At 58.8% G+C, this 19,294-nt stretch carries 11 protein-coding genes; 7 read left to right on the top strand and 4 right to left on the bottom strand.

The features are described 5' to 3' along the window. Positions 1–181 precede the first annotated feature (181 nt). Entirely contained in the window at positions 182–1,051 is an 870-nt protein-coding gene (locus tag H6B30_RS12390; protein WP_205111041.1) for a PepSY-like domain-containing protein, read from the bottom strand. Between the two features lie 871 nt (positions 1,052–1,922). On the opposite strand from H6B30_RS12390, the gene H6B30_RS12395 reads away from it, so the two are divergent. The 5 genes from H6B30_RS12395 (at position 1,923) to H6B30_RS12415 (ending at position 10,198) form a co-directional block, all read left to right on the top strand. Continuing rightward, the gene (locus tag H6B30_RS12395) at positions 1,923–4,388 is read left to right on the top strand and encodes an alpha-L-arabinofuranosidase family protein (protein ID WP_205111043.1); all 2,466 of its coding nucleotides are present in this window, start codon (positions 1,923–1,925) and stop codon (positions 4,386–4,388) included. A gap of 19 nt (positions 4,389–4,407) precedes the next feature. Then, positions 4,408–5,457, top strand: coding sequence for a glycoside hydrolase family 43 protein (locus H6B30_RS12400; protein WP_205111045.1), 1,050 nt, complete (start codon positions 4,408–4,410; stop codon positions 5,455–5,457). Between the two features lie 125 nt (positions 5,458–5,582). After that, positions 5,583–6,866, top strand: a complete 1,284-nt coding sequence (locus H6B30_RS12405) for an O-acetylhomoserine aminocarboxypropyltransferase/cysteine synthase family protein (protein WP_205111047.1) — start codon at positions 5,583–5,585, stop codon at positions 6,864–6,866. Positions 6,867–8,254: 1,388 nt separating this feature from the next. Next, entirely contained in the window at positions 8,255–9,592 is a 1,338-nt protein-coding gene (gdhA, locus tag H6B30_RS12410; protein WP_205111049.1) for an NADP-specific glutamate dehydrogenase, read from the top strand. A gap of 30 nt (positions 9,593–9,622) precedes the next feature. Continuing rightward, on the top strand, positions 9,623–10,198 hold the full coding sequence (locus H6B30_RS12415; RefSeq protein ID WP_205111066.1) for a septal ring lytic transglycosylase RlpA family protein: 576 nt from the start codon (positions 9,623–9,625) through the stop codon (positions 10,196–10,198). A 194-nt stretch (positions 10,199–10,392) separates the two neighbouring features. Here the strand turns inward: H6B30_RS12415 and H6B30_RS12420 are convergent, their stop codons facing one another. From H6B30_RS12420 to H6B30_RS12430, 3 genes are all read right to left on the bottom strand, one after another. Next, the gene (locus H6B30_RS12420) at positions 10,393–11,277 is read right to left on the bottom strand and encodes a hypothetical protein (protein ID WP_205111051.1); all 885 of its coding nucleotides are present in this window, start codon (positions 11,275–11,277) and stop codon (positions 10,393–10,395) included. 308 nt (positions 11,278–11,585) lie between these two features. Further along, positions 11,586–13,556, bottom strand: a complete 1,971-nt coding sequence (locus tag H6B30_RS12425; RefSeq protein WP_205111053.1) for a glycoside hydrolase family 97 protein — start codon at positions 13,554–13,556, stop codon at positions 11,586–11,588. 662 nt (positions 13,557–14,218) lie between these two features. Continuing rightward, complete coding sequence (locus tag H6B30_RS12430) at positions 14,219–15,886, bottom strand: SusR-related protein (protein WP_205111055.1); 1,668 nt, start codon at positions 15,884–15,886, stop codon at positions 14,219–14,221. Between the two features lie 658 nt (positions 15,887–16,544). On the opposite strand from H6B30_RS12430, the gene lplA reads away from it, so the two are divergent. Together lplA and H6B30_RS12440 are read left to right on the top strand one after the other, a co-directional pair. Next, positions 16,545–18,374: a bifunctional lipoate--protein ligase/lipoyl synthase gene (gene lplA, locus H6B30_RS12435; RefSeq protein ID WP_205111056.1), complete on the top strand. Its 1,830-nt coding sequence runs from the start codon at positions 16,545–16,547 to the stop codon at positions 18,372–18,374. A gap of 279 nt (positions 18,375–18,653) precedes the next feature. Next, on the top strand, positions 18,654–19,130 hold the full coding sequence (locus tag H6B30_RS12440) for a hypothetical protein (protein ID WP_205111058.1): 477 nt from the start codon (positions 18,654–18,656) through the stop codon (positions 19,128–19,130). Positions 19,131–19,294 lie beyond the last annotated feature (164 nt).

Below are 19,294 nucleotides of genomic sequence, written 5' to 3' on the forward strand. Positions count from 1 at the left end.
AACATTGTCCGGCGGCATGGCGGCGTCGGGCATTACACATTGCAAATGTAGCCATAAAATCCGACATACGCAAGAACACGGGTACTGTTTTGGCAGCATGCCGCTGCATAAAATGGCAAAGGGCACAGCGCATGCCCTGCGCCGTGCCCCCAGCTTCATCCATCCATCGGAGGGGCCGCCCTCACCACGCCTGGGTCACCTGTCCGTCGGGCGTCACCCTGAGGTCGCGGTCGGGGTTGTCGGTGTCCACGAGATAATAGCTCTCTGTAGCGGTCTGCACATAGTCGCAGTCGTCGATGCGCGCCCCCGGCAAGGCCTGCCGAACGGCGTCGGCTACCACTGCCGGCACGTCGCGGCTGCAGTCGGTCTTGGTCATCACCCACTCGTAAGCGGCGGTGAACAACACCTCGACGCTCTTGCCGCCGTGGCGCAGGTCGACCTCTATCATGCCGTTGTCCTCGATGTCGAAGTCAACCACGGCCGCCCCGGCAAACGCTGAGTCGACGTATGCCTTGACCTCGGCCGGCATGCCCTGCTGTATCATCCCGCCGTTGCCGCTGCCTGAGCCCGAGCCTTCAACGTCGCGGTAGAGCGTGCCGCCGAGGTCGAAGTATAGGTCGTGGTCGGCCTGCCCGCGCTTCTCAACCTCTATCTTGTACACCGTCTCGTAGTCGGGGCGCTGTATCTCGTCGATGTCGTCAACCGTCCAAGCATCGAGCGCATAGGCCGTGGCGGCATATCCCGACTGCACCGCCTGAGGCAGGTCGGCCAGGCTGCGGCCATAGTCAACCTCGGTCATGGCCCACAATCCGGCCTGCGTGTACCATGCCTCGTGGTCGCGGCCGTCCTTGCGGAACTCGGCCACATAGTAACCGCCACGCTCTGAATCCCACTCCACATAGCCCGGGTTGCCATATTGGTGAGAGAAGGCCGCCGTAACGGCGTCGGGCACGCGGGCGTAATCATCGTTGTCGTCGTCGTCGCACGACGTGAACGCCACCATACCCACTGCACAGGCCATTGCCATTCCAATCCATTTCCATTTCTTCATAATCTATTCTCCTTTTCTGTTTGTTTGTTTTCTAATTGTCTGTTCACGCAGGCAAAGATACGGGGTGAATCTGAAAAGATTCTGAAAAATGGCCAAAAATGAAACAAAACTGCAATATATGTTACCCCAGGCAAATGCCACTGCCCAGCAGGCGCTACTGAAATCCTGGGTGGCAACGCCCCACCGGCGGCGCCAGATTTGTAAGACTACGTTACCCTGGCGCAGGCCTGCCGCAACAGCCTGGGCCACAGCCGTTTGCCAAACGGGCCACTCGGCTGCACAAAACAGCACGTTCCACGGTGCCGGACGGCCCGTTTTGCACCGCCATACGGCCCGTTTCGCGCAGCCATACGGCCGCGGGCTCGCCCGCGGGCCACGTTTGTCGGCTTTTATTACCGCCTTGGCAGCCACGGACTACGCCCCATGCCCTGCTCCGGCGGGCATAGGCCTGCAAACCGCCGGCACCCAGACGCCATTCCAATCCACATGACTATTCTGTGACATTGCCGTGCCCCTTGCATGCCGCCGTGGCCAAAGGCGACGCCATCCAAGCCGTGGCCGGACTGAAGCAAGAGGGCTGCAAGGGGGCTTAAGCGCTTGTGAGGCATGGCATTAATGTGGAAACAGGCATGCGGCGGCGCAACAATCGATTTGGGTTAAATATAATTAAGAAAGCGGATGGCAAGCCGCCCGGTAGCGAGAAAACAGCTACCTTTGTACTCAAATAGCAGCATCCGGCAATCGGCAACAATACTGTTGCCGGGGCATTGGGCCCCGCCGTGGCGGCAATGCAGCACCGGGCAAACGGCCGCGCACCGGCCGGCAAGCCATGAAACAAACTTAATTACCAACAAAAACCATAATAAGGACAATGAAAAAAGCCTTGATTTGCGCCATGCTCATGGCCTCAAGTGCCATCGGGGCAAGGGCCTCGGAGAGCACCAACGACTCACTCTACCTGTTTTCTTATGCCTCAGACAACATCAACGGCAACGGAGGGCTGCGCCTGGCCTGGAGTTCCGATGGGAAGATGTGGCACAAGATAGGTGGCGGCTACGACTTCGTGAAGAGCGACTACGGCGCATGGGGCAGTGGCAAACGCATGTTCGACCCTGTGCTCGAAAGGCAGAAAGGCGGCATGTGGGTGTGCTCGTGGCTGGTCAAGAAAGACGGCAGCGTGATGGCGCTGACCGAGAGCCGCGACCTGCTACTGTGGAAACCGCAAGACTATATGTCGGCCCGCGTCATGATGGGGCCCAACCGCAACGTGCCGCGCGACACCGTGGCATTCAACGACGGCACCCGGGCCACCGGCAGGGTGCACCGCGTGGAGAAGCAGGTGGTGGAGAACGTAATAGCCGAATACGAGCGGAGGCAATACCGCACGGCGCGCAACAACGAGCTGATGAAGGACGACAAGGCGCGGTTTGCAGGCCTCGGCAAGGTGACGGTGACGGTTACGCCCCGCCCACAAGACCAAAAGGCCATCAGCCCCGACTTGTTCGGGGTGTTCTTCGAAGACATAAACTATGCTGCCGACGGCGGGCTCTACGCCGAACTGGTGCAGAACCGGGGGTTTGAATACTCCGACGCCGACCACCCCAGGCACGAGGGCTGGGGGCCGGCTTACGCATGGCGCACCTACGGCGGGGCCGCGCTCAGCTTTGACACCGCCAATCCAATACACGCCAACAACGCACACTATGCCGTGCTCGACGTCAGCAAGCCCGGTGACGCCATGGCCAACACTGGCTTCGACGGCATCGCCGTGAAGCAGGGCGACACCTACCTGCTGTCGCTCTTCGGCCGCATGGTCGAGGGCAACGGACGGCGGGTGCGCGTGGCTCTGCGCACCAAGGACGGACGCGAGATTGGCTCGGCAACAGTAACGCTGCCCCGCGACGGGTGGCGCAAGCTCGACGCCAAGATAAAGGCCACCGAAACAGCGGCCGACGCCGAGCTGGCCATAATGCCGGAAGCAGCCGGACGATATGCGTTCGACATGGTGTCGCTGTTTCCAAAAGACACTTACAAAGGGCGGCGCAACGGCCTAAGGCGCGACCTGGCGGAGGCCATAGCCAACCTCAAGCCGCGTTTTGTGCGCTTCCCAGGCGGATGCGTGGCCCACGGCAACGGCATACAGAACATCTACAGGTGGAAAAACACCGTCGGACCGCTGGAGAGCCGCAAGGGCATGGCCAACATTTGGCGCTACCACCAGTCGGTGGGCCTGGGCTTCTATGAGTACTTCCAGTTCTGCGAAGACATGGGGGCCGAGCCGCTGCCGGTGCTCGCCGCAGGAGTGCCGTGCCAAAACTCGTCGTGGGGAGGCGACGGGCAGCAGGGCGGAATACCCCTGGGCAAGGAGATGGACGAATACATACAGGACGTGCTCGACCTCATTGAGTGGGCCAACGGCGACAAGACCACCAAGTGGGGACGCGTGCGCGCCGAGGCCGGACACCCCAAGCCGTTCAACCTGAAGTATGTCGGCATAGGCAACGAAGACCTCATCTCCGAGGTGTTCAAGGAGAGGTTCAAGCTCATCTACGACGCCGTCAAGGCGAAATACCCCGACATCACGGTCATCGGAACGGTGGGGCCGTTCTACGAGGGCTCCGACTATGAGTACGGATGGCAGTTTGCCAAGGAGCTCGACGTGCCCATCGTCGACGAGCACTACTACTGCCCGCCGGGCTGGTTCATACACAACCGCGACTTCTACGACGCCTACGACCGCCGCGGGCCGAAGGTTTACTTGGGCGAATATGCCGCCCACGCCCCCGGCAGGCCTAACAACATGGAGACCGCCCTGAGCGTGGCGCTCTACCTGACCGACCTGGAGCGCAACGCCGACGTGGTGAGCCTGAGCAGCTTTGCACCGCTCATGGCGCGACGGGGCAACACGCAGTGGACTCCCGACATGATGTACTTTGACAACACTTCGGTGAGGCTCACCACTGATTATTACGTGCAGCGCATGTACGGACAGAACGCGGGCGACGACTATATACCCGCCACGGTGGCCTCAGACAACGACCGCGAAGACGTCAACCTGCGCTTCGGGCAGTCGGTGGTGCGCGACCAGGAGACTGGCGACGTAATCATCAAGCTTGTCAACGCGCTGCCCGTGGGCGTGGAATGCAGGCTGAACCTCGGCGACATGGTGGCCGACGGCACGCCAACCGAGGTGGAGCGCATGGCCGGGGAGCCGTCGGACACCCGAGCCAAGCCGTCGAAGACCACGGGAACGATAAGCAAAGAGCAGGCCATAAGCCTGGAACCCTACTCGTTTACGGTGATAAGGGCGAAGGCGGGAAGCACTCTAAAGAAATAGACCAACAACGTAAAGGATTATGAAAAAGACTCTCAAAGCGTTAATGGCGGCCATGATTGCAATGGCTGCCGCCACCAACGCCACGGCGCAAAACCCGCAGAAGGGCGACTACGGCTACCTGTTCTGCCACATGAGCGGACGGGGTGAATGGACTGCCTACGCCATCAGCCGCGACGGACTGAACTACCACGACCTGCGCGGAGGCGGACCTGTGTTCGACCAAAAGGCACTTGCCGCCATCGAAGGGGGCACACGGGATGCCTACATCTGCCGCAAGCACGACCTGTCGGGCTATCTCATGGTGACAACCGACATGTGCGTGGGCAAGAGCAAGGTGTGGAACAACTACGGAATCAACCTGCTCACGAGCGACGACATGATAAACTGGAAGTCGACGACGTTCGACTTCCGCAAGGGGGCGGCCATATTCTCCGACAAAGACAGCCCCGACCCATACCGCGACTACTCAACCGTCAACCGCGTATGGGCCCCGCAGATATTCTGGGACCCCACATACACGTGGCCGGACGGACGCCGCGGCGGATACTTCATATACTTCTCGATGTGGAACCAGGCCGAAGAGAAGTACGACAGGATGTATTACTCGTATGCCAACGAGTCGTTTACCACCCTGACAAAGCCGCGACTGCTCTTCGACTGGGGCTACGCCACCATCGACGCCGACATCAATTACCTTGAAAGCGACGGCCTTTACCACATGATGATAAAGAAAGAGGGAGGCACGCCGGGCCTGTTTACGGCCACCGCCCCCAAGCTAACAGGCCCGTGGAGCGAGCCGGTGGACGACGATTACGTAGACTTCGAGGGCAAGAAGAAGTGTGAGGGCGTGTCGGCCTTCCAGCTGGCGGGCGACTCAACGTGGCTCATCGGCTACATAGAATACTCGTCGAAGCCCAAGAGATACCGTATATGCCGGGCCGACAAGTACTTGCGCAACTTCCACTCGCCGCAAGACATCAAGGGGGTAGAGGCCCCGCAGCACGGCTCGTTCATGCGCCTGACAAAGGAGGAATACGATCGGCTGGAGCGCTGGGGCGCCGGAAAGTGAGGGCCACAAGGCATTGTGGCCGCCTCGGCCAACCCTCATCTACAATCCTCCACCGCCCTACGGCAAATAAAAAGAAACAACGAGCCGCGCCAACGGGGCGCGGCCATCATCACAATCAACACGAAATGGAAAAGAAACTACGACCGGCTTCACTCTGCGTGCGCGCAGGATGGAGCCCAAAGAACGGCGAGCCCGTGGAGCCGCCCATCATCCAAAGCACCACATTCAAGTACGACGACAGCGACGAGATGGCCATGCTCTTCGACCTGAAGAAGGAAGGCTACTTCTACACACGGCTGCAAAATCCCACCAACGATGCCGTGGCGGCCAAGATTGCCGCCCTCGAAGGGGGAGTGGGCGCTGTGCTGACGTCGTCGGGCCAGGCCGCCAACTTCTACGCGGTGTTCAACATCTGCGAGGCCGGCGACCACATCGTGGCCTCCAACGAGATTTACGGCGGAACGTTCAACCTGTTCGGCGTGACGCTCAAGAAGCTCGGCATAGAGTGCACCTTCGTCAATCCCGAAGCCGGCGACGACGAGATACAGAAGGCTTTCCGCCCGAACACCAAGGTGATGTTTGGCGAAACCATCTCCAATCCGGGCTGCAAGGTGCTCGACATTGAGCGGTTTGCACGCCTGGCCCACAGCAACGGCGTGCCACTCATAGTCGACAACACCTTCGCCACGCCCGTCAACTGCCGACCGTTTGAGTGGGGGGCCGACATCGTTACGCACTCCACGACCAAGTATATGGACGGCCACGCCACGCAGGTGGGCGGATGTGTGGTAGACAGCGGGCGCTTCGACTGGATGGCCCACGCCGACCGCTACCCGGGGCTGTGCCGCCCCGACGAGTCGTACCACGGACTTGTCTACGCCGAAGCCTTCGGAAAGATGGCCTATACCACCAAGCTCGTGGCACAGCTCATGCGCGACCTCGGCTCCATACCGGCGCCTATGAACGCGTTTCTGCTCAACATCGGGCTGCAGACGCTGCACCTGCGCATGAGGCAGCACTGCGCCAACGCGCAGACGGTGGCCGAGTTCCTCAACGGCGACCCGCGCGTGGCATGGGTAAACTACCCCGGGCTGAAGGGCAACGAGTATCACGAGCTGGCCGAGAAATACCTGCCCGACGGCAGCTGCGGAGTGATTGCCTTCGGACTGAAGGGCAACCGCGACACAGCTATCAAGTTCATGGACTCGCTGAAGATGATTAACATCGTGACCCACGTGGCCGATGCGCGCACCTGCGTGCTCCACCCGGCAAGCCACACCCACCGCCAGCTGTCCGACGAACAGCTGAGGGAGGCCGGCATCGCGCCCGACCTGATACGCCTGTCGGTGGGCATCGAAGACGTGGAAGACATTCTCGACGACATACGCCAGGCCCTCGACAAAATCTGAACGCAGAAAGCCATCGGGGCCGAACGGCCTGAGGCAAAAGCCAGCACGGGCCGTAAGCGAAAGCGGATGCGGAGCCTTTCCGCATCCGCTTTTGTTTTCCGGCCAAGGGGCGTTGCCCGCAACAGCGGCCCGGGGCGGCTGTATGGCCGGGGCGGCTCAACTCACCGCGCCCCCTCTATTTGCAATCCTGACGGGCCGCCCGGCCCCACCAACGCAACACGCTGTGCCACAGCCACTTGCAAAACGGCCCGTTTTATACTGCAAAACGAGCCGAATGGCGTTGCGAAATGGGCCGTTTCACAATGCAAGACGGCACGTTTTGGCTACCGCCACCACTCTTGCCCACAAAAGACTGCCGTGCGGCCGCCGCTGAGACAGGCCGCGCCCGACTACGGCGGCGCACGCAAACAACAGCCAAGACAATGTCACGACACGCCCTACAAGCATGGGCCAAAAGCGCCTCCGCCCTGTTCCAGGCATTAGCCCTGCCGCCTTAGGCCGAAGCCAGGCAGGCGGCAGAGAGGAAAACGGCAGGCAGGATGGCGGCACGGCGGCCCGAAGGCATGTGGATAAACGCACAGGCGCAAAAACAGACACATATAGAAACAAGGTGACATTTGGGTTAAAATCTGCCAAATAAAGATATAACAGTTTTATATCGGGCTGGTTTGGCTTGGCGTTAAGGCAAAATTCACTATTTTTGCAATACCGCTACAGGCCGCGGCATGGCTGCAGGCACCTGACCGCCGACCCAATACGCGGTGACACCTGCGCCAAGACCGCTTGGCCATCCCGTGCCCAACACTGTAACATCCTGCCGCCGTACATATCTAGCAGAGCCTTTCACCGTGGAACGGCGGGCTGCGCCGGGGCCGGGCGTCAGGCATGGTGGCGGCAATACGACGCAAGGGTTTGCAACGCATTATATTAATGTGTAAACAAACATCAGCCGTAACGGTGGCATGCCAGGGGCCTTACCGGATGGCAGCGTCAGCCATCTGGCCGCCATGGACACCGTGACAGGCAGGGTGAACCAGCCGCCCCGACTGTGACCCAGCAGCCGCCGGAACACATGGCGGCATGCAAACATCCGAAGCGAACCGACAGCGCCAAACAGCAACGGCAAGGCTGTCAACAGCCATTACAAATGCTCACGACAGACACAAAAGGCGCAACACACCGGCAAGCCGCGCAAGGCCGAATGGCGACTGTGTTCGCAGACAGCGAAGACAAGAGCCAGACGGAAGCAGAAAATTAACAAAAAGAAAGCATTGGCAGCAAAATTTTCCGATTTTCGTTTGGTGTTTCAAGGGTTTTTTCTTATTTTTGTGACGTTGTAATGACACAATGACACAGTAATAGTTGAACCCTTTAAATATCGGATTACTATGGAGGTGGAGAAAATAATGCAGTCGCTGGAGCAGAAGCATCCGGGCGAGCTGGAGTACTTACAGGCAGTAAGAGAGGTGCTAATCTCGGTAAAGGACGTTTACAATCAGCATCCCGAATTCGAGAAAGCCAAGATAATTGAGCGCATAGTGGAGCCGGAGCGCATCGTGACGTTCCGTGTGCCATGGGTCGACGACCGCGGCGAGGTGCACGTAAACCTCGGCTATCGCGTTCAGTTCAATAGCGCCATAGGTCCGTATAAGGGCGGACTAAGGTTCCACCCGTCGGTGAACCTCTCGATACTGAAGTTCCTCGGATTCGAGCAGACGTTCAAGAACGCGCTCACCACACTGCCCATGGGCGGTGGCAAGGGTGGCTCAGACTTCTCCATCCGCGGCCGTTCAGACAACGAGGTAATGCGCTTCTGCCAGTCGTTCATGACAGAGCTATACCGAGTGATTGGCCCGGAGGAAGACATACCCGCAGGAGACATCGGTGTGGGAGCACGCGAAATAGGCTACCTGTTCGGCATGTACAAGAAACTGACGCACCACTGGAACGGTGTATTGACGGGCAAGGGCCTCGAATGGGGCGGCTCGCGCATACGCCCGGAGGCAACAGGCTACGGAGCGCTCTACTTCGTAAACCAGATGCTCCAGACCCACGGCTACGACATAAAAGGCAAGACCGTTGCCATAAGCGGATTCGGCAACGTGGCTTGGGGAGCAGCCAAGAAGGCCACAGAGCTTGGTGCCAAGGTGATAACGATATCCGGACCCGACGGCTACATCTACGACCCGGCCGGCCTCGACGACGAGAAGATTGCATACATGCTTGAGCTTCGCGCAAGCGGCAACGACGTTTGCCAGCCCTACGCCGACGAGTTCCCGGGCTCGGAGTTCCGCGCCGGACGCAAGCCGTGGGAAGTGAAGTGCGACATCGCGCTGCCATGCGCCACACAGAACGAGCTCAACGGTGCAGACGCCGACCTGCTGCTGGCCAACAAGCCTATCTGCATTGCCGAGGTGTCTAACATGGGATGCACGGCCGAAGCCGCAGAGAAATTCGTTGCCTCCAAGCAACTCTTCGCCCCGGGCAAGGCTGTCAACGCCGGCGGCGTGGCCACATCGGGCCTTGAAATGACCCAGAACGCCATGCGCCTGAACTGGAGCGAGGCCGAAGTGGACGACAAGCTGCACTACATCATGCACAACATACACGACCAGTGCGTGAAGTACGGCCGCGAAGCCGACGGATATGTTGACTACGTAAAGGGTGCCAACATTGCCGGTTTCATGAAGGTTGCCAACGCCATGATGGCCCAAGGCATAGTTTAATACAAAATTTTCAACGTGAGATACAGGTTAATAGGTATAGCACTAACAACACTTTTAACAGGCTTTGCCTCATTGCACGCCCAGTACGTGCAACGGGGCAAAGCCACTTATTATTCCAAACGAGCCACCGGGGCGCGCACAAGCAGCGGCGAAAGGGTTCACCACGACAGCCTGACATGCGCCCACCGCACCTATCCTTTCGGCACGAAGCTCAAGGTTACCAACCCCGCCAACGGCAAGTCGGTCATTGTCAAGGTTACCGACAGGGGCCCGTTCGCACGCGGACGCATCATCGACTTGTCGTGGAAGGCGGCAAAAGAGCTTGGAATGCTGGCCCAGGGAGTGGCCATGGTCGAAGTGGTGAGGGCCGACAAGATAGTCGTGCCGTTCAAACCGAGCGAAGAAAAGCACGTAATTGAATTTGATTTTGAAAGCAGCAACGTGGCCGAGATGCTGCGCCCTACATGGCAAGAGATGAAGGAAGTGAACCGCCGAACCAGCGCCGGGCAGCAAAACAGGCATCAGGCCAAGCGAAACGACAGCAAAGAAAAGCACAGGCCAACCTCCAAAGTCACCAAGCGACAGGCGTCGGGCAAGCAAAAATGAAAGCCTGCCGACGGCATAACCACTTGCCGACAGCATGGGCCGGCCACAGAGACAAGCGACAGACGCATTGCAGCACCACACCTTTAAGCAGCCAAAGACAGCTATGGCCGGCAACGGCTTTGCCGCCGGCAACTTCCGGCAACGGGCAAAGGCCGTAGGCACGCGGCAATGGCAGACAGCAAGGCGGGCGCCCGTCAGCGCCGCCTCAGCGGCACACGGAACTCCCTAACCTGCGATGTTATCTCCTTGTTGCCCTGCACCACGGCCACCCTTACCACCGCTTCGCCATCCTTTACGCGCGAGTCGGCATAGACAGTTGCCGTATACCGCACGCCACGACCGGGGGCGATGCTCTCTACCCTCAGCGGTGGCGACACGTGGACATGCTTGTTTCCAGTCACCTCGACCACCGTTGGGTTGACATCGTAGAGCGTAATGCCCGAGCAATTCATTATCTCGAAAGACACCTTGCCGTCTTCGCGGCGGCTCAGGGCGCCGTCGCCGCTGGCATCAACAAAAGTGATATTGCGCACTTCCACGTCTTTGTTGACAGCCAGTTTGTAGCCCGGCATGCTGCTGCGCAACTCGTCCACCGACACCGAGGGGGCCACCTGGCGTCCTGCCACGCCCACCCTGCTGTCGCCGCCACCGCCATACGGTGGCACCTGTGCGCCTCCGTCATCGAACACAATGCGGTCGTCGCCGCTGTGGGTAGGGTCAAATCCGCTCTCATCGCTGCCCTGCTGCGGCGGCACATAGGCACTACGGCCGCTCCCGTAGCCCTCGCCATAGTCGCCGCCGCGGCCGTACCGCGAATCGCGGTACTCCATATACCTGCGGTATTCGTCTTGCTTCGCCTTGTCGGCCGACACCCCCACAGCTGCACCGACCGCCGCTCCGCCTGCCATGCCTACAAAGGTGCCAATGTCGCTGCCCCGCGGCCCTCCGGTGATACCGCCTATGGCAGAGCCGAGTATAGAGCCAAACGTGGCTCCAGTGGCTGCCCCCTGGCCTGTATAAGTGCCGCATGAGCCTAATGACAACGCCACACCCAACAATAAAACGATGCTATTCTTCATATCAATATTGAACATGTTACCGGCGACTAAGATACTAATAATAGTCGGATGTCGTGCAATAAAAAAGTGAAAAGAACGCCATCATAACACCGTAGGCATGCAAAATATGAAAAAAAGGATATTTCTCGAGCACTCACAGACATAAACCGGCTTCTCAAAACAGCCATTGCCATGGGCCGAAAGGCCTCATGATACCATCGCCAAACGGCCGTGTGCACTTCAGCGCGAGCGACACGGACGGGCAACAATGCCGCCGCCCACAGCAAAAGCCACCGCGCAGGCAAGATGCCGGGGCTGCCGCGCCACGGTCATCTCACCTTTACTATGCGTATGGCAGCACCCCCTCCGCGCGCAAGCCTTAGGCTCAAGACAGAGGCTGCCGTCACTTCCACCTGCCTGAAGCCCATGGAGTAAGGGTTTGCCTGGTAGTCGGCGCCCTCGCCGTCTTCGTAGACGAAAGCCTCATACACGGCATCCCGGTCGAGGAAATCGAGCTTGAGGCTTATTTCCCTGCTGTCGGAGCCGGTGAGACTGCCCACAAACCAGGTGTCGCCACCGCGCTCCTTGCGGGCGATGGTGACATAACTGCCTATCACCCCGTTGGGAACAACGGTCTTGCTCCATGTGGTCGGGCAACTCTCGATGAACGAAAGGGCCGGGTGAAACTCATAGTTGGCAATCTCGTCGGCCGCCATCTGCAGCGGACTGTAGAGCACAACAAACTCAGCGAGCTGCTTGGCCAGCGTGGAGTGCGGGTGAGTGCCCTCCACCACTTCGCTGAAATTGAATATGGCCGGGGTGAAGTCTACCGGGCCGGCAAGGCACCGCGTAAACGGCAGAGTGGCCGTATGCTCAGGCGGATTGCCCCCGCGAGTGTCCCAGGCGTTGTACTCCTGCCCCCTCACACCCTCCTGCGTCATCAGGTTCGGGTATGTGCGCTGCAAGCCGGTGGGCATTGCCGGCTCATGGTTGTCTATCATTATATGGTGCCTGGCGGCCGCCTCGACCACCTTGCGGTAGTGCCGTATGCCGTATTGCGATGCCGACAGCTCCCTGCCGTCCATCAGACGGCCCACGTATCCGGTCTTTACCACACGGATGCCCATGCTTGCGTACCAAGCAAAAGCCGAGTCCATCTGCTCTTCAATGAGCCGTGCGTTGCCCCACGACTCCATGTGTGCAATGAAGCGCAGGCCCTTGCCGAGGGCATAGTCGGCCACCCCGGCAATGTCGAAGTCGGGGTATGCCTTCATAAAACTGAGCTGTTCGCCCTGGCCCCAGCCGTAGTTCCAGCCTTCGGCCAGCACCCCGCTGAACCCGTGGCGTGCCGCGAAGTCGATGTATCGCTTAACGTTGGCGGTGGTAGCCCCGTGTTTCGGGCCCATCTCCCATGTGTTCTTCTTCTTGTGGATGCTCCACCAGATGCCCACATACTTGCCCGGCTCGATCCACGAAGTGTCGGTAATGCGGCACGGCTCGTTGAGGTTGAGCATCATGCGCGACGTTATCAGCCCTCCGGGCGTGTCGGCCATCATTATGATGCGCCACGGGCTTTTCATCGATTGCGACGCATACACCTTGGTGCCGTCGCTCCACGGTGTGAGGGCTGTGACGAGAGTAGTGCCGCGCGAAGCCAGGTTGATGCCCGCATAGTCTTCGAGGGCCGCCTCGTGAATGGCCATATACAGGCCCGGTTCATACTCGATGGTGAGCGGCGTGCACACGGTATCGAGGTCTGAAACGCGCTGCCGGGTGTATATACCCTCGAAATACTGCGTACGGTTGGTGGGTATCGACCACGCATAGGCATCGTGGGTCAGTGAAAACTGTGTGACCTCGTCCTTCACGGCAATGCGCCCCACGGTGGGCTGGGCGGGTATCACATAGCGGAATCCTATGCCGTCGTCGAACGCCCTGAACACAATGTCGAGCCGCCTCCGCTTGCCGTGCTTCTGCACGAGGTGCAGAGTGAGCTCATTGTAGTGGTTGCGCACATACTCATCTTCGCCCCACACCTGCCTCCAGGTGTCGTCGTGGCTTGCCGTGTCGGTGCCCGCCACCGCAAAACCGCTGTCGAGCCTGCCGTCGGCCAGCACAAAGCCGAGCGCCGACGGTTTCATCACCGCCGCTCCATCGCGCTCCAACTCGTAGAACACCTTGCCCTTGCTTACGGCAACCGACAACACTATCCGCCCGTCGGGCGAACATATCTTCGTGGCCGCAGCTGCCCTTGCGGACAATACGGCAACCATCATGATTAAGAATACCAATCTGCTCATTGCGTCAATATCATTATTTTCGACAAAGATAATGCAAGCGATGGCAATGTGAGCTTACTCACCTGTTGCCGAGCGCAGCTTATTTTCTACAAAGATATGAGTTTATATTACCACGTAAAAGACCGCCTAACGAAAATCTAAACCAATAAAATTGCAATATATTGATTATCAGCCCATTCATTCGGAAACACCTCTTCGAAATCTAAACATTATCAACCACCGGCGCAAGGTATATGCACCTTTTAGCCCAAACAGGCCGTAAGCGGGCGGAACAATCATCACAAATGACATTGGCGATTGACATACGCCACTGCCGAAGGGGCGGCGAGCAACTGCAAGCCAAAGCGGCATACAGGGTGCCGGACAAAGGGTGGAACCGCTTTTTAAGCATGGCACAAACGCAAAACAGCCATCAGGCGGCACATCGAACAACCTCGGGAAAATGCCACAAAGGCCGGCCCACGGGCCGCGAGCGCCGCCCCTTGCCGCCGCCACCGGCAAAGGGCCCTGCCAAACGGCCGATATCGCAATGCAGAACGGCCGATATTGCAATGCAAAACGGCCCGTATCGGAATCCCGAACGGGCCATATTGCACACGGGGCCGTGGCGCATCTGCCGGCAGGGGCACAGGGCCTGCATCCGCCCCATACCGCTAACAGCCTCAGCCGGGAGCCTCAACGGCAGTGACAGAGGCTGCGTCTGCCTCCTGCCACGAGTCGATTGAGGCCACACAGCGCTCAAAGTCGTCCTTGACCACGGAGCGGGCCTTGAGCTTCGAGCGGTAAGTGTAGACAGTGGTGATGCTCGAGCGCAGTATGCCGGCTATCTTGTGGTTGTCGGTTATGCCCAGCCTTATCAGCGCCAGTATGCGCAGCTCGGTGGTCAGCCGTTCGCCCTTGGGGGTAATCTTGCATTCGTCGGAGAGCAACTCGTTCACCTTGTCGACGAAATTGGGGTAGATGCGCAGGAAAGCCGAGTCGAAATTGCCGTAGAACAGCGACGTGCTCTCATTGAAAGCCGCGCTGCTCTTGATGAGCGCATAGAGCGACTTCATGTCGTGCTCCTTGGCATATCTGTTGGCCAGCTTGCGGTACGACTCGGCCTTGTCTATCAGCACCGAGGCCAGTTCCATAAACCTGCCTATGTATTCTTCCTTAATCCTGTTGCCCTCTTTCATCATGGCGTTGCTCCGCCTGAGCTCGCCGACGGCCTCCTCCAGACGGCCGTTGACGTAGGCCACGGTCTGGTTCGACCTCCGGTAACGCTTCAGCAGCATGTAAACGGCAATCAGCGCCACCACCAGCATGACCGCTATGACCGATATGCAGACCATGAGCGTCTGCATGCGCCTGTGCTGTGTCTCTTTCATCACGTTATAGCCTGCCAGTATTTTCGGCATCAACATCGAAGCCTGTGTGTTGCGCAGCCTCGTGCCATAGCTGTTGGCGTTGTTTATCGACACATTGAGGTATTTGTAAGCGCGCTCATAGTCGCCTTCGTCAAAGAGCATCGACGCCAGTTCGCGCAGCGAGTTCTCCTCGCGTATGCACCCCGCCTGGTCGGAGATGGCGCTCAGCAGCAGGTATTGCTTCTTGCGCCCCATGTCGCCCTTGCACCCATAGAAGAACGCCAGCTGGCTGGTCTGAATGCTGTAACGGCGGTCGCCGGGCTTCAGTGCCGGCAGGTACTCGAGCAGCATCTGTATGGCGGAGTCGATGTTGCCCTGGTAAGCCCGGTAATCGGCAAGCACCGAAACATAGTCGTACGAACCCCTGTCGGCATTGGCAATAAGCAGCCGCCGGTAGTTCTGCATGTTCTTATGGTAGCCGTCGTTGAACGGAGTCCCGCTGGCAAATTCAGACTTGAAGAGGTTGAGTTCGTTGAGCTGCTTGTAATAACCAACCAGCACATCGCCCTCAAGGCGGCTTGTGTCAATGGCCGCCAGAGCCTTCTCGGCCTCGCCGAAGAGCCCTGCCACGGCCAGGATGTGGGCCATCGACAGCCTGCTGCGGGTGGCGCGCCACCGGTCGCCCATCTTTTCGGCAAGGGCGATGTTCTGCCTGAGATAGCTGAAAGCAGAGTCGTACTTCAGCGTGGAATACTCGTTGTACAGCCTGTCGTTGACGGCATATCGCTCTGCATCGGTCAGCGTGGCGTCTTTCAGTATCTGCACCATGCCCTCGATGTGCCTCATCTTTTCGGCCTCTATGTCGGCCTGACGGGCTATCAGCATGTCAAGCCGGCCGTACAACCGCTGCTCGTCCTGACCCGCAAGGCACACGGTGCACGACATGGCCAGGCAACACATTATGGTGAGGCATATCTTCATTCTTTCAAAATGTTTAATCCGCTATGATGATTCAAACGAAAAGGGTGCAACCTTTGGCACGTGTTTCCGAACATAATTTATATAATGTCATGCCGATGCAAACAGCCGCAATGTGAGCTTGCCCACTGATTGCCTGCTGACGGTAAGCCTTTACAAAGGTATGAAAATATATATTCCCGGCAAATTTTAAACTAAATAAATATCCACAAGCCCTACCCGACACCGCACGATACAGACATCCTAACTATTTTATGCGCCGTTTGGCACAGCCGGCACACGCAGTCACCCTTGTGCCCCCCCACCATTATTCATGGCTACAGAGCCAGCCCGACCCGCAGGAGGCCATGCCACGGCAGGCTGGCACGGCAGCCACCGGTGCGTAAAGCACGGCATACGGCACGTCCGTGGGCACGGCAGCCACACACCTACGTGGCGCATGGACGGCGCCACACGAATGGCGCCAGGCCCCAACCCTACGGAGGGGGCGCTACGCAATGAGCCACCAACAGCCACGGCAGCCATGCCCCGATTGGTCTTGGCGCGACAAATATTCTTACGGATGCGAGCATAGCAAATGAAATTTTTGGGCATTTAAACTCTTTTTTGTAAGTTTGCCTGACAAACGACAAAACCTAAAATCACTTGCACAGAGCAAACAATGAAATACTTGATGCTACCCCAGGCCGACCGGCCTCGGCTGCTCCCATTCTATTTTGCGGTCGAGGAGTATGTGGCCAACACCTATACCGACGACGACTATTTCTTCATCTGGCGCGTGGAACCCACGGTGATGCTCGGTCGCAACCAGCTCGTGGAGAGCGAGGTGAACACAGACTACTGCCGAACCAACGGCATACACATCTTCAGGCGCAAGAGCGGCGGCGGATGCATCTATGCCGACATGGGCTGCATGCAGTTTTCTTACATCTCCGACGCCGGCAACGTTGAAGCGGCCTTTCCGCGGTACATGGAAACAGTGGCTGCCATGCTGCGCTCTGTGGGCGTGGACGCCGAACGGTCGGGGCGCAACGACATACTCGTTGGCGGGCGCAAGGTGGCCGGCAGCGCATACTACCGCATTGGCCGGCGCAGCGTTTTGCACAACTCGCTGCTGTTCGACACCACCCTCGACCACCTGTCGCAGGCCCTCAACGTGCCGAAGGAGAAGCTGCAGAGCAAGGGCGTGGCCTCGGTGAGGCAGCGCGTGACAAACGTGGGCGACCACACGCGGCTCACCATCGACGAGTTCATCGCCCACGCCCGCCGCCACTTCTGCGGCGACAGCGTGAGGGTGCTGTCGGCCGACGACATGGGCCGCATAGCCGAGATTGAGCGGAGGCTGGCCTCGCCGGAGTTCGTCTACGGCAAGAATCCCCGCCACGCGGTGGTGAGGAAGATGCGCTTTGCCGACGTGGGCACCATCGAGGCTTACATAGAAGTGAAGAACAACGCCATAGCAGACATCAACTTAGTGGGCGACTTTTTCATGTCGGGCGACATCGACAACCAACTGATAGCCCCGATGCTGCACCGCCCGTTCACCCGCGAGGGCGTGGCCGAGGCCCTGGCCGGCACCGATGTGGGGGCCGTTGTCAGGGGTCTTACGGCCGACAGGCTGCTCCGCCTGCTCTTCGGGCGGCCTGCCCACGTGATGAAACCCGACTGGCTGAAGATAGACCTGCGCGCCAAGGGGAGCACGGGCGAGACGGCCGGCATAATAGAGCGGCACAGGCTCAACACCATCTGCACCAGCGGACTTTGCCCCAACCGCCACGAATGCTGGGCGGCACGCACGGCCACAATCATGATTGGCGGCGACGTGTGCACGCGCAACTGCCGCTTCTGCAACACCCTGTCGGGCCGCCCGAAGCCACTCGACCCCATGGAGCCCGGCCATGTGGCCGCCACGGTCAAGGCCCTCGGACTGCGCTATGCCGTCATCACGTCGGTAGACCGCGACGACCTGCCCGACTATGGGGCCGCACACTGGGTGGAGACGATAAAGGCCATAGGGCGGCTCAACCCCGAGACACGCATCGAGGTGCTGCTGCCCGACTTCATGGGGCGCGCCGACCTGCTGGGAATGGTGCTCGACACAAGGCCGTATGTGGCGGGGCACAACCTGGAGACCGTGCGCAGGCTCACGCCGTCGGTGCGCAGCGTGGCCAGCTATGACAGGAGCCTCGACGTGCTGCGCGCCATCGCGGCCCGCGGAATAAGCGCCAAGACGGGGTTCATGGTGGGGCTGGGCGAGACCGACGAAGAGGTGGAACAAACCATGGACGACATTCTTTCAACCGGTTGCCGCCGCCTGACCATAGGCCAATACCTGCAACCAACGGCCCGCCACCTGCCCGTGGCGGCATACATTCACCCCGACAAGTTTGCCGACTACCGCAAGACGGCCCTGGCCAAGGGCTTTGAGCACGTGGAGAGCGGCCCGCTGGTGCGCTCGTCGTATCACGCCGAACGCGCCGCGACCGACTGACGCCAACGCAGGCCGACAGCCGAGGCGCACGCTGTGGCCGACAGTCCACATGCCCAGGCCACAACCGCTCAGGCCACGCTACAGGCCGGCGACATCGTTGGCCCAGCGGACATCGGCGTCAACAAGCAACAAACTGCCAAGGCCGACGCCTCGACCATCAGCGGGCAAACGTTAGAGGCAAGGCAAAACAACTGCAGACAATAACCAAAACCGATAATAACAACATTAACCAATCATGCTAACAAAACAATTATGTACAAAGCAAAAAGATAGAGGGAAGTGCCCATCTGGATTCTTCTCGCATTGGCTGGAGCAGGTTTCCAGTCATGCAGCGATTCTGATTTCGACCCTGTAGACAATCAGAACCCTACCATAAACATTGCCGCCAAGACCATACACGTGGAACAAGGCAAGACCTTCAGCATCAAGGGAAATGTGAAAGATGCCGATGGCATCAAGAGCATCAGACTGAGTAATGTTGAGATGCAACTGGTTAAAACCATCGACTTGCTTGACATCTATGGCGATTCACTGGTTCACGACTACAATCTCGACTACAGTTTCAAAGCCGCCGACACATGGGAAGAGGGCAAATCGTTTGCTCTCGAGATTACCGCAGAAGACGTGGTGGGCAACAAGACCACCGAGATACTGAATGTAAAAGCCGACGGCGACAGCAGCAACCCGGTATTCACACAAGCCCCGGCCGGCGAAATCACTGTCCTTGTACAGGATGGAAAAGCCACGCGACTTTGACCCTTTTGGCCAAGCAGGATTTGCCCACCTTTGGCTACAATATGATTGACCCTTTAAAGTCCTGGTGTTGGGGGGTCAATTTTATTTTAACGTGAGTTCGATGAATTATAACTATTTGTAAATTTGGTGATTAGCGAAAATTGTTGTAACTTTATAGTGTTCAA

It is taken from the genome of Marseilla massiliensis (genome assembly GCF_016899955.1).
Lineage (GTDB): Bacteria > Bacteroidota > Bacteroidia > Bacteroidales > Bacteroidaceae > Prevotella > Prevotella intestinigallinarum.